The organism is Pseudomonas sp. MLB6B (assembly GCF_054508135.1).
The window spans coordinates 2,267,661-2,279,160 of the sequence record NZ_CP199313.1 but is presented as its reverse complement, the minus strand read 5'-3'; the positions used below and the strand labels follow the sequence as shown (position 1 = coordinate 2,279,160).

Annotated in this window: 11 protein-coding genes; 8 read left to right on the top strand and 3 right to left on the bottom strand. The window is 63.4% G+C overall.

The window, feature by feature from the left end; translation table 11 throughout:
• Positions 1–160: 160 nt before the first annotated feature.
• Positions 161–397 (top strand): YdcH family protein, encoded by a 237-nt coding sequence (locus ACSMEV_RS10000; RefSeq protein WP_296265306.1) that lies wholly within the window; start codon positions 161–163, stop codon positions 395–397.
• 354 nt (positions 398–751) lie between these two features.
• On the opposite strand, the gene ACSMEV_RS09995 is transcribed toward ACSMEV_RS10000, so the two are convergent.
• Positions 752–1,933: a trans-sulfuration enzyme family protein gene (locus ACSMEV_RS09995; RefSeq protein ID WP_459208245.1), complete on the bottom strand. Its 1,182-nt coding sequence runs from the start codon at positions 1,931–1,933 to the stop codon at positions 752–754.
• A gap of 136 nt (positions 1,934–2,069) precedes the next feature.
• Here ACSMEV_RS09995 and ACSMEV_RS09990 point away from each other — a divergent pair, with 136 nt between their 5' ends.
• From ACSMEV_RS09990 to ACSMEV_RS09960, 7 genes are all read left to right on the top strand, one after another.
• Positions 2,070–2,528, top strand: coding sequence for an Lrp/AsnC family transcriptional regulator (locus ACSMEV_RS09990; RefSeq protein WP_459208244.1), 459 nt, complete (start codon positions 2,070–2,072; stop codon positions 2,526–2,528).
• Between the two features lie 140 nt (positions 2,529–2,668).
• Positions 2,669–3,667 (top strand): GTP 3',8-cyclase MoaA, encoded by a 999-nt coding sequence (gene moaA / locus ACSMEV_RS09985; protein ID WP_459208243.1) that lies wholly within the window; start codon positions 2,669–2,671, stop codon positions 3,665–3,667.
• Positions 3,668–3,794: 127 nt separating this feature from the next.
• On the top strand, positions 3,795–4,676 hold the full coding sequence (locus ACSMEV_RS09980) for a LysR family transcriptional regulator (RefSeq protein WP_459208242.1): 882 nt from the start codon (positions 3,795–3,797) through the stop codon (positions 4,674–4,676).
• A gap of 53 nt (positions 4,677–4,729) precedes the next feature.
• Positions 4,730–6,019 carry a M18 family aminopeptidase gene (locus ACSMEV_RS09975; RefSeq protein ID WP_459208241.1) on the top strand — a complete coding sequence of 430 codons (1,290 nt, stop codon included), beginning with the start codon at positions 4,730–4,732 and terminating at the stop codon, positions 6,017–6,019.
• Between the two features lie 110 nt (positions 6,020–6,129).
• The gene (locus ACSMEV_RS09970) at positions 6,130–6,675 is read left to right on the top strand and encodes a lipocalin family protein (protein WP_459208240.1); all 546 of its coding nucleotides are present in this window, start codon (positions 6,130–6,132) and stop codon (positions 6,673–6,675) included.
• 102 nt (positions 6,676–6,777) lie between these two features.
• On the top strand, positions 6,778–6,960 hold the full coding sequence (locus ACSMEV_RS09965; protein ID WP_314490214.1) for a type II toxin-antitoxin system HicA family toxin: 183 nt from the start codon (positions 6,778–6,780) through the stop codon (positions 6,958–6,960).
• Positions 6,961–6,995: 35 nt separating this feature from the next.
• On the top strand, positions 6,996–7,397 hold the full coding sequence (locus tag ACSMEV_RS09960; protein WP_459208321.1) for a type II toxin-antitoxin system HicB family antitoxin: 402 nt from the start codon (positions 6,996–6,998) through the stop codon (positions 7,395–7,397).
• 93 nt (positions 7,398–7,490) lie between these two features.
• Here the strand turns inward: ACSMEV_RS09960 and mqo are convergent, their stop codons facing one another.
• Both mqo and ACSMEV_RS09950 read right to left on the bottom strand, forming a co-directional pair.
• A complete protein-coding gene (gene mqo, locus ACSMEV_RS09955; protein WP_459208239.1) occupies positions 7,491–9,137 on the bottom strand; it encodes a malate dehydrogenase (quinone) in 1,647 nt (548 codons plus the stop codon).
• Positions 9,138–9,442: 305 nt separating this feature from the next.
• Positions 9,443–11,437 (bottom strand): polysaccharide biosynthesis protein, encoded by a 1,995-nt coding sequence (locus ACSMEV_RS09950; protein WP_459208238.1) that lies wholly within the window; start codon positions 11,435–11,437, stop codon positions 9,443–9,445.
• Positions 11,438–11,500 lie beyond the last annotated feature (63 nt).

The following is an 11,500-nucleotide window of genomic DNA, read 5'->3' as shown; positions in this document are numbered from 1 at the left end:
CGGCGCGGGCGCCGTGGGTGAAACCCGTGCCGGGACGAGGGGCTATGCATGTACCACCGCTTACCTGGCCAGTGGCGTCTGGCCACGGTCGCGCGCCCTGCGCACAAGGGCTATCCTCAGAAGCTCCACCCTCCGCATTCCCCACGACAGAGGTGAAGAAATGCCCGTTCCGCACGATCTGCTCGCCGACCTGCACCTGAGCGCCGATGCCTTCCAGGCACTGATCGATCAGGACCCTGCCCTGCACAAACTGCACAAGGACTACAACGCCACGGACAAGCAAGTGCTGGTGGCCGAGCGCAACGGCACCAGCGACGAGGCGATCAACCGTCTGCGCAAGGAGCGTCTGCTGATCAAGGACCAGATCGAACGTATCGTGCATCCGCCCGCGCATTGAGGGGCATTCCGAATAGGGTTGATTCCACAATGGGAGCAGCCGATTCGACGCTTCGACGAACCGCGATGAACGGCGGTGCCGTTTTACTTCAGGCACCGCCAAGCACCTGAGGTAATCAATGGTGGCCACTGGGCCTGCTGCGCCGGCCATCGCGACTGAAGTCGCTCCAACGGAAAGACACGTGCAACCCAAGAAAGCAGTGACCTGTTGGAGCGGCCGGTTCGGCGCTCCGACCAGCCGCGATGGTCGGCATCGCCGGCCCAACAGCCACAACACCTTAGACCTAGCTTCTGCGTATAGCCCTGATCAGACCCGGGGGCCGGTGGAGGTGAAAGAACGCTGGCTCCCGCAAACCTACACCTGCGCACAGGCCTCCAGCGCCGCCTGCAAGTCCTCGATCAGGTCGCGATGGTCCTCGACCCCCACCGACAACCGCAGCAGGTTTTCGCTGATACCCATCGCGTCCTTCTGCTCGGCGCTGAGCGAGCAGTGCGACATGCTCCAGGAATGGTTGAGCATGCTTTCCACCCCGCCGAGCGAATCGGCCAGGACGAACAGTTGCAGGGTCTCCACCAAGCGGTTGAGGGCCGCGCGGTCGCCCCTGACCTTCATCGCCACCACCGCCCCGCCGCTGCGCATCTGGCGCTGGCACAGGGCGTACTGTGGATGGCTTTCGAGGCCTGGGTAGTACACCTGCTCGATCGACGGATGGCCTTCGAGGAAACGCGCCACCTGCAAGGCGTTGGCGCATTGCCGTTCCATGCGCACGTCCAGGGTTTTGAGCCCGCGCAGGGCCAGGTAACAGTCGAACGGCCCCTGGATCGCGCCGATCGCCATGCTGATGCGGCGCAGGCGCTTGAGCAGCGCGTCGCTGCCGGCTACGACGATGCCGCCGGTGAGGTCGGAGTGGCCGCCGATGTACTTGCTCGCCGAATGCATCACCAGGTCCACGCCCAGGTTCAGGGGACGCTGGTTCCAGGGCGAGCAGAAGGTATTGTCGATGCAGGTCAGGATGCCCCGCGCCCTGGCCAGACCGCACAGGGCTTCGATGTCCACTAGATGCAGCAATGGGTTGGTCGGTGACTCGATCCAGATCAGCTGCGTGTTGGGTCGAATCGCCGCCTCGACGGCGGCCAGATCGTTGAGATCGACGTAGCTGGTGGTCAGCCCCGAAGTGTGGCTGCGAAAGTCTTCGAGAATACGGAAGGTGCCGCCGTAGACCCCGTTCATGACGATGACGTGGGCGTCTTTGGGCAGCAGTTCCAGCACCGTGGCGGTGGCGTTCACTCCCGAGGCGCAGGCCACCGCCCCTACCCCGTCCTCCAGTGCCGCGACCGCCGTTTCGTAGGCGTCGCGGGTGGGATTGGCGACGCGGCTGTAGGCGTATTGCGGGGTGTCGTCGAGGCTGCGCTTGGTGAAGGTGCTGGCGGTGACGATGGGCGGGAAGATGGCGTTGTCGGCGACGCGGTGCTGCTCGCCGGCATGCAAGGTGCGAGTGGCGAAACGCTGGGGCTTGTCGGACATGGTCGGGTCCATGGGCAGGGAAAGAGCTCCACTATGGCACAACCCCAGGCGCCTGCCAGCGCCACGCGGTAAGGCGTGCAATTCGCCGCCGATGCCGTAGTCTTGAAGCTTTCCTCCCCCGCCGCGCCCCGACATGGACCGCCCCCACATGGACAGCTTCGACCAGCACATCCTCACCCTGCTCCAGCGCGACGCCTCGCTATCCCTCAAGGACCTGGCCGAGGCCGTCAACCTGTCCACCACGCCCTGCTGGAAACGCGTCAAACGGCTGGAGGAAGAAGGCTACATCCGTAGCCGTGTGGCGTTGCTCGACCCGGAGCGGCTGGGGCTGGGGCTGACGGTGTTCGTCCAACTCAAGACCCAGCACCACGACAGCGTCTGGCTCGAACGTTTCGCGGCCCAAGTCACCGCGTTCGAAGAGGTGATGGAGTGCTACCGCATGGCTGGCGACTGGGACTATCTGCTGCGCGTGGTGGTGGCCGACATCGGCGCGTATGACCGCTTCTACAAAAAACTGATCAATTGCACCGAAGGGCTCTCTAACGTGACGTCGAGCTTCGCCATGGAGCAGATGAAATACACCACGGCGTTCCCCGTCCATCGCTGAAGCGCAGGCCCGAACCGCTTGATAGACAGGGCTGATCGAACGGTCGGAAAAAGCGATTTGACGGGTGCCTGGCGCAGGCTATAGCGTGGACTTCGACGCGGTATCGAGATATCGCCCTTTCCCTTTCTCCAGGCACAGACGTGAACGAGCCAGCGCTGATCGACAGCTTCAATCGCAAGATCGACTACCTGCGGATGTCTGTGACAGATCGTTGCGATTTTCGCTGTGTGTATTGCATGGCCGAAGAGATGCAATTCCTGCCGCGCCAGCAGATCCTCAGCCTGGAAGAGTTGTACCAGATCGCCGAGCGCTTCGTCGCCCTGGGTACGCGCAAGATTCGCCTGACCGGCGGCGAGCCGCTGGTGCGCCAGGGCATCGTCGGTCTGTGCCAACGCATCGGTGCGCTGCCGGGCTTGCGCGAACTGTGCCTGACCAGCAACGGCTCGCAACTGGGCCGCCTGGCGCAGCCCTTGTTCGACGCCGGCGTCACCCGCCTCAACATCAGCCTCGACAGCCTCGACCCCGAGCGTTTCCGCCAGCTCACCCGCACCGGCGACCTGGCCCAAGTGATCGCCGGGATCGATGCCGCGCGCGCGGCGGGTTTTCGCCGTACCAAACTCAACGCCGTGGTGCTCAAAGGCCGCAACGACCACGAGATCGTCGACCTGGTGCGTTTCGCCATCGAGCGCGAGCTGGACATTTCCTTCATCGAAGAAATGCCGCTGGGCGTGATCGACGAGCATGCACGCGCCGAGTCGTTCTGCTCCAGCGACGAGGTGCGCGAGCGCCTGGCCGCGCATTTCACCCTGGTCGAATCGGCCGAGACCTCCCAGGGCCCGGCGCGCTACTGGCGCCTGGCCGAAGCGCCGCATACGCGGGTCGGGTTCATTTCGCCGCACAGCCATAATTTCTGCGCTACCTGCAACCGTGTGAGGTTGACCGTGGAAGGCCGCCTGCTGCTGTGCCTGGGCAACGAGCATTCGCTGGACCTCAAACACGTAGTGCGCGCCCACCCAGGCGACAGCGAGCGCCTGGAAAAGGCCATTCGCGAAGCGGTACAGCTCAAGCCCTACCGCCATCACTTCGAAGTGGGTGGTGAGGTGCAGATCGTGCGCTTCATGAACATGACGGGCGGTTGATCGCGCGTCACTGTCGATCCATCGCCACCTTCCCCCTCTGGCGACCGATCGCTCTGCTCCATTAATCGATAGCGGGACACCCCGGACTTGGTTAAGGTCGAGCGCTCATGCGCGCGCAGGCTTTCCCATGGACATCAAGCAGCTCAAGTTCCTCATCGCCCTGGACCAGACCCGGCATTTCGGCCAAGCGGCGGCGTTGTGCCATGTCACCCAGCCGACCTTGTCCATGCGCCTGCGCAACCTCGAAGACGAGCTGGAACTGACCTTGGTGGAGCGCGGCCAGCGCTTCGAGGGTTTCACCGAAGCCGGCGAGCGCATCCTGGCCTGGGCGCGCACGCTGATGGCCGCCCACGACGGCCTGAACGCCGAGGCCGCCAGTTGCCGCGGCCAGGTGGTGGGCAGCCTGCGCTTGGGCACGGTGCCGCTCGCCAGTTTCAACCCCATGGCTTTGCTGCTGCCGCTGCGCCAGTCGCACCCGGGCTTGCAATTCCAACTGTCGTCGCTGAGCTCCGAGCAGATCATCGACGGTCTGAGCCGCAACCAGCTGGATTTGGGCATCTGCTATTTGGATCAAGTGGACACCCGCTACTTCGAAGTCATCGAGCTGGGCCTCACGACCATGGGCCTGCTGCACGACACCCGCCATTTTCCGCTCGACGGGCCGCTGCATTGGGAAGACCTGGCCGGCTTGCCCCTGGGCCTGCCGAGCAAGGCCATGCACTACCGCCAATCGCTGGACCTGAGCCTGCGCAGCCGCGGCCTGGAGCCACGCGCAGTGCTGGAAAGCGACTCCACCTTCCAATTGGTGCAGGCCGTGGGCTGCGGCCTGTGCTGCGCCGTCATGCCGCTGGATCTAAACCTGGAAGCGCTGGGCGAGCACTTGCAGATCCTGCCGCTCGAAGACGCCAGCATCCGTAGCCAAGTAGGCCTGCTGCTGCGCCGCAGCGCACCGCGTTCGGCGATCGCCGAGCAATGCTTCGCCCAGGCGCAGAAACTCTTCGCGGCCTGATCGCACCGCGACAAACTGCGTTAAACTCGCGCCTCTGCTGTCTGGAGTGACCTATGCGCGACGCCCTCAATGCCGGCCTGATCGATTTCCTCAAGGCTTCCCCCACCCCTTTCCACGCGACCGCGAGCCTGGCCCAGCGCCTGGAGGCGGCGGGCTACCAACGCCTCGACGAACGCGACAGCTGGGCCACGGTGCCTGGCGGGCGCTATTACGTCACCCGCAACGATTCGTCCCTGATCGCCATCAGCCTGGGCCGCCAGTCGCCCGTGCAGGGCGGCATCCGCATGGTCGGCGCGCACACCGACAGCCCTTGCCTGCGGGTCAAGCCGCAGCCCGAGCTGCAACGCCAGGGTTTTCTGCAATTGGGCGTGGAAGTCTACGGCGGCGCGCTGCTGGCACCCTGGTTCGACCGTGACCTGTCGTTGGCCGGGCGGGTGACCTTCCGCCGCGACGGCAAGGTCGAAAGCCAGTTGATCGACTTCACCCTGCCGATCGCCATCATTCCGAACCTGGCCATCCACCTCAACCGCGGTGCCAACGAAGGCTGGGCCATCAACCCGCAGAACGAGCTGCCACCGATCCTGGCCCAAGTGGCCGGCAACGAGCGCGTCGACTTCCGTGCCCTGCTCACCGAGCAACTGGCCCGCGAGCACGAACTGATCGCCGATGTGGTGCTCGACTACGAGCTGAGCTTCTACGACACCCAGGACGCCGCCCTGATCGGTCTGAACGGCGACTTCATCGCCGGTGCCCGGCTCGACAACCTGCTGTCGTGCTACGCCGGCCTGCAAGCGCTGCTGGATGCCGACAGCGAGCAGACCTGCGTGCTGGTGTGCACCGACCACGAAGAGATCGGCTCGTCCTCGGCCTGCGGCGCCGACGGCCCGATGCTCGAACAGACCCTGCAACGCCTGCTGTCCGGCCAGGACGAGTACGTGCGCGCCATCCAGCGCTCGCTGATGATTTCGGCCGACAACGCCCATGGCGTACACCCCAACTACGCCGACAAGCACGACGGCAACCACGGCCCCAAGCTCAACGCCGGCCCCGTGATCAAGGTCAACAGCAACCAGCGCTACGCCACCAACAGCGAGACGGCGGGCTTCTTCCGCCACCTGTGCATGGCCGAGGAAGTACCGGTGCAGAGCTTCGTGGTGCGCAGCGACATGGGCTGCGGTTCGACCATAGGCCCGATCACCGCCAGCCACCTGGGCGTGCGCACCGTCGACATCGGCCTGCCCACCTTCGCCATGCACTCGATCCGTGAGCTGTGCGGCAGCCACGACCTGGCGCACCTGGTCAAGGTGCTGACGGCCTTCTACCGCAGCGTCGATCTGCCCTGAGGCCGTGGCCTGGCCGCCGCATTCAACTTTTTGCGGCGCAGGGCATCCAAACTCCCAGACGCCGCCGCGCGAGCCCTTCGCCGGCGGCTTTCCTTTCCCTGGGAGGACTCATGAAGACCCGCGCACTGCTCACCCTCGGTTGCATCGCCCTCGCCCTCGTCGCTTGCAGCAACAACGCCAAGCGCTCCAGCCCGCCGCCAAGCACCATGCAGGTCGACCTCGAACGCTACCAAGGCACATGGTACGAGCTGGCCCGGCTGCCGATGTTCTTCCAGCGCAAATGCGTGCAGTCCGAAGCCCACTACGGCCTGCGCGACGATGGCCGCATCGATGTGCTCAACCGCTGCCGCGAGAAGAACGGCGAGGTCAACGAAGTCCAGGGCATCGCCGAACCGCAGGTGGCCGGGCGCACCGACAAGCTGTGGGTGCGCTTCGACAACTGGTTCAGCCGCTTGGCCCCGAGACTGACCAAGGGTCATTACTGGGTGATCTACCACGATCCCGAGTACAAGGTGGCCGTGGTCGGGCACCCGGACCGGGATTACCTGTGGCTGCTGTCGCGCACGCCCGAAGTCAGCCAGGCCACGCGGGACGAGCTGCTGAAGGTCGCGCGTGAGCAAGGGTTCGATACGTCGGCGTTGATCTGGCGGCAATAAAGCCCGGATCAAATTCTGTCTGACACTTCCAGAAATGATGCTAGCTGATAAAATCATGCCCCTAGAGGTACATTCCGCTTTTCATTGAAAGGGAGGCGGAAGGTGTCTAGCAGATTGCTCATAAAAGAACTCGAGGCTGCTGGCTGGGTGCTTCAACGCATCACCGGCAGCCACCATGTGTTCAAGCACCCTACTAATCCAAATACGATTCCTGTTCCGCATCCTAAAAAGGACCTTCCAATCGGAACACTCAAGAGCATTAGGACGAGGGCTGGACTGGCATGAAACATCGAGACCTTTCAGCCCTGGAGGGCATCACCATGCAATACCCTATCTGCATCGAATGGGGCGACGAACAGACCGCCGTTGGCATCCAGATCCCCGATATTCCAGGTGCGGTTACAGCGGGAGACGATTTCGAGCAGGCTTACGCAGCGGCGCTAGAAGTTGCGCACATCATGCTCGAAGCCCTTGCAACAGACGGCCAACCCATTCCTTTACCCAGCAGTGCCGCGCAACACCGCCACAACAGCGATCTGGTCGGTATGGGCTGGGGCATGCTGGACATCGATATCAGTCCTTACCTGGGCAAGACCGAGAAGGTCAATGTCACCCTGCCGGGCACTGTGATCCAACAGATAGATCGCTACGTCCATCTGCACAACATAAAGAGTCGCTCCTCTTTTCTAGCTGACGCTGCTCTGGAAAAACTCAACCGCTAAAGCGCAAGCACAAAAAAACCACGGGCCGCCCACCTGGCGACCCGTGGTTTTTTCATTCGATCCCTACCGCCCGAGCGGCAGCGACACAGAGCCTTACAGCGCCATGTCGGCCGACGGATTGCTTTCCACCGGCTTGGCCGGGGCAGCGGCAGTGGCGGTGTCACCGACGCTGGCGTCAATCACCGGCGGTTTGGCCAGTTGCAGGACCTCGGCGGTGTAGTTCCACTCTTTCTGTACGGCGGCAGCCGAATCGTTGAGCTTGGTGCCATAGCTCGGCACGATCTCGTGCAGCTTGGCTTGCCACTCAGGCGTCGCGACCTTCTCCTTGAAGATGGTTTCGAGCACGTTGAGCATGATCGGCGCAGCGGTCGAGGCACCTGGCGAAGCGCCCAGCAGGCCGGCCAGGGTACGGTCTTTCGACGCCACCACTTCGGTACCCAGCTTCAGCACGCCACCGTGTTCGGCGTCACGCTTGATGATCTGCACGCGCTGACCGGCCTGCCACAGGCGCCAGTCTTCTTTCTTGGCGTGCGGGAAGTAGGTCTGCAGGGCGGCGAAGCGGTCGTCGTCCGAGAGCATCAGCTGACCGGCGAGGTATTCCACCAGCGGGTACTGGTCGACACCGACTTTGGTCATCGGCCACATGTTATGCAGCGTAGTGCTCTTGAGCAGGTCGAGGTACGAGCCGTTCTTGAGGAACTTGGTGGAGAAGGTGGCGAATGGCCCGAACAGGATCACGCGCTTGCCGTCGAGCACGCGGGTGTCCAGGTGCGGCACCGACATGGGTGGCGCGCCGGTCGAGGCGATGCCATAGGCCTTGGCCATGTGCTGCATGGCGACCGTTGGGTTCTCGGTGACCAGGAACGAACCGCCGACCGGGAAGCCCGCGTATTCCTTGGCCTCTTCGATGCCGGATTTCTGCAGCAGCTTGAGTGCGCCACCGCCGGCGCCGATGAACAGGAACTTGGCGTCGGTCGCGGTCTCGCTACCGTCCTTGAGGTTCTTGTACGCAACGTGCCAGGAGCCGTCGTCGTTACGGGTGATGTCCTGCACTTCGCTGGACAGCTTCAGGTCGAAGTTGTCGCGGGTTTGCAGGTGCTTGACGAACTGGCGGGTGATCTCGCCGAAGTTGACGTCAGTGCCGATCGGGGTCCAGGTGACCGCCAGCTTCTGGCTCGGGTCACGGCCTTCCATCATCAGCGGGACCCACTTGGCGATCTGCGCGTGGTCCTCGGAGTACTGCATCGGACGGAACAGCGGGCTCGCCTGCAAGGCCTCGTAACGTTTCTTGAGGAACTTGATGTTGTCGTCGCCCCACACGAAGCTCATGTGCGGCGTGGTGTTGATGAACGAGCGCGGGTTGTTCAGCACGCCCTGACGGACCTGCCACGACCAGAACTGACGGGAGATCTGGAAGGCTTCGTTGATCTCGATCGCCTTGCTGATGTTGATCTTGCCGTCTTTGTCTTCGGGGGTGTAGTTCAGCTCGGCCAGCGCGGAGTGGCCGGTACCGGCGTTGTTCCAGCCGTTGGAGCTTTCTTCGGCGACGCCGTCGAGGCGCTCGACCATTTCCATCGACCAGGACGGCTCGAGCTCAGTGAGCCAGACCGCCAGGGTGGAGCTCATGATCCCGCCGCCGACCAGCAGCACGTCTACTTTCTTGGTTTCTGCAGCCTGCGCGTGCATGAAGCCCGCGGCGACAGCCAGACCCAGCAGGGCCTTGCCAGCATGTTTGAACATTGATCAATTCCAATCGTTAGCACGTAAGGACGGCGGGTGCCTGACCTGTGATGTGTCTGTCCTTCAGCGCGCGCTTGTTATTGATCATTGGAGTCAGCAGCCAGAGAAACAGCAACGCTCGGCCGGAGGGTCAGGCAACCCTGCCAGCTGAAACGTTTCGCTATTGTAACGGAAACATCGGCACAAACAAATTAAAGGGAACCGTCAAGGCGACAGGTTGTCTCAGCGCACCTGCGTCGGTGACGGCTTCGGCTTTGCACCGAGCCTCATCCACGGGTGCAGCCTGGCGACGCATGCACCTGAGCTCACGAATCCTGCCGCTGTTGCTGATAGATCCAGTCGACGATCTCCCCTTGCGGCACATACCCGCAGACCAGCTCGCGCAGCAGCTTGCGCACCCGCGGGCAGTTGTTGCTCTCCACAGCGGTCAGCAACTCGTTCAGCTGCCCTTTGAGCACCGTCCAAGTGAGGAAATCCTCGGTCGCCGACATGATCATCGGGTGCCGAGTAGGCTCGACGTTGTCGCCGATCAGCAACTCCTCGTACAGCTTCTCGCCCGGGCGCAAGCCCGTGAACTCGATGGCGATGTCGCCCATGGGGTTGCGCTCCGAACGCACGCTGAAGCCCGAGAGGTGGATCATCTTCTCCGCCAGCTCGACGATCTTCACCGGCTTGCCCATGTCGAGCACGAAGACGTCGCCGCCCTGCCCCATCGATCCGGCCTGGATCACCAGCTGCGCCGCTTCCGAGATGGTCATGAAGTAACGGGTGATATTGGGATGAGTGACCGACAGTGGCCCGCCTTCCTTGATCTGCTTGTGGAACAACGGAATCACCGAGCCGGACGAGCCCAGCACGTTGCCGAAACGGACCATGGTGAAACGGGTCTTGTTGACCCGTGCCACGTTGTCGGCATCGCCCAGCAGCACCGGCGCCGGTTCGCGGCTCAGCGCCTGCAGGGTCATTTCGGCCAGGCGCTTGGTGCTGCCCATCACATTGGTGGGGCGCACGGCCTTGTCGGTGGAAATGAGCACGAAGCTCGCCACGCCGGCCTGTAGCGCGGCCTGGGCGGTGCAGAGCGTGCCCATCACGTTGTTGAGCACACCTTCGGCGACGTTGTGCTCGACGATCGGCACGTGCTTGTAGGCCGCCGCGTGATAGACCGTATCCACCTGCCAGGTCTTCATGATGTCCAGCGTCAGCGCCTGGTTGCGCACCGAGCCCAGAATGGGGACCAGTCGGACCCTCAGATGCGCACGGGCGATATGCGCTTCGAGCTCGGCGGCGATGCTGTAGAGGTTGAATTCGGCATGGTCGAACAGGATCAGGACCTTGGGCCGCAAGTCGACGATCTGCCGGCACAGTTCGGAGCCGATCGAGCCGCCGGCACCGGTGACCAGCACCGATTGTTCGGCGATGCAGTGTTCCAGCAGGTCGTGCTGCGCCGGGACGGCATCGCGCCCCAGCAGGTCGGCGATGTCCACTTCCTGGATGTCGTCGACCTTCACCCGCCCGCTGGCGAGGTCCATGATGCCGGGCACACTGCGCACATGCAGCGCGAAGCGTTCGAGGTTGCCGAGGATCTCACGGCGACGGCTGCGCGAGATGGACGGCAGGGCCAGAAGGATTTCCTCGGCGCCGGTGGCGTCGACCATGCGCTGGATGCGATCGGGCTTGTAGACCTGCAAGCCGGCGATCATCCGATCGGCGATGCCCGGATCGTCGTCGATGAAGGCCACCGGACGCATCACCTTGCCCATGCGCAACGCTGCGACCAACTGGTTGCCCGCCGTCCCGGCCCCGTACACGGCGACCTTCGGCAAGCCGTCGTCGCGCGTGGCGAAAGGCACGTGCTGCGCGGTGGTGAACCAGTCGCCCATGAAGTACTGGCGCATGGCGAGGCGCAAGCCACCCACGATCACCAGGCTCAGCCACCAATAGTTGAAGATGATCGAACGAGGCACGACTTGCGGCGGCGCGCTGTACCAGAAGACCACGAGCGTCAATAGCAAGGAGGCCAGGCTGACGGCCTTGACGATGGCCACCAACGCGTCGTTGCCGAAGTAACGCATCACGGCCCGGTACATGCCAAAGCGGATGAACAACGGGATCGAGACGATGGGCGCGGCAACGAACAGCCAGGGATGGCCGAGCAGCGGGTTGTACATTTCGTCGATGCCCAGCCGCACGACGAAGGCCAGCCAGAGTGCCAGCCAAACCAGGAAGACGTCGGTCGTCACCTGAATCAGGCGTTTCTTGCGACGTGGCAGATTGACGAGGTAGTTGCGCAACTTGTCCATAGGTACCGGCCCGCAGGCGCGCTTTCTCCGCTGTCGCATGCCTGGCCGTGGCCAGCGCATGCG